Origin of the sequence: Mucilaginibacter arboris (assembly GCF_009754915.1) — a bacterium.
Taxonomy (GTDB): domain Bacteria; phylum Bacteroidota; class Bacteroidia; order Sphingobacteriales; family Sphingobacteriaceae; genus Mucilaginibacter_A; species Mucilaginibacter_A arboris.
The window spans coordinates 1-724 of sequence record NZ_WPIK01000063.1 but is presented as its reverse complement, the minus strand read 5'-3'; the positions used below and the strand labels follow the sequence as shown (position 1 = coordinate 724).

Sequence of the window (724 nt, the reverse complement as noted above, 5' to 3'; positions counted from 1 at the left end):
AAAAGGCTTGGCGAAGAACTGGAAATTGAAATTCTTCGACCCAAAACCAAAGTTAAATTAATATTTAAATGTTGATGCTTCTTTTATCAGCTAAATTTATGTTCCTTCAGCCGGAACTGAAGCAAAATAGCAAAACAAAAGCTGATGTTTAATTTGTCAGCCAGTTTTTTGCCAAACCAGTGTTAGCGGCAGGCATTATTCTATCTTTTTTAAATAATATTTCTTCTTATAATAGTGTGAACCAAAAAGTAAATACTTTTTTCGTTTGTGATAAACTTTTACTTGTCTTATAATTTTTTCGTCTTGCCAACTCATAAACAATTTGTTTTTTCCTAAATAAAATACATGAGGATAGGAATTTTCATTTTTAAGTGAATCAGTAACATTAATTCCCAATTTTTTATAAGAACTTAATACGCTTGTGTCAACGGGAGTAAAATCATAAACCAAATATAACTTACGTTTGTTTACTCTATAATGCCCAGTTGCTTTATTGGAAATTAAGTCACCACGAAAGCTATATTCAAAACTGTTATCTGTTTTTAATTTTACTGTTGTTATATAGAAGCCTAAGTCAGCAAGATTTGAACGATAAGTTCCAGCAACGTTTCTTTTTGAACTACACGAAAAAAATCCGAAAACGATTAAAAGTACAAAAAGTCTTTTGGTGGTTTCCATTTGTAAGATAGGTTGTATTGTCGGTCGAGGCTTGCCGCTAACGGAG

Annotated in this window: 1 protein-coding gene; it reads right to left on the bottom strand. The window is 31.2% G+C overall.

Translation table 11 applies throughout. The annotated features are described in order from the left end of the window. Positions 1-195: 195 nt before the first annotated feature. Positions 196-724 (bottom strand): hypothetical protein (locus GO621_RS18720; protein ID WP_232335717.1); only part of this gene is annotated, 529 nt, incomplete at its 5' end.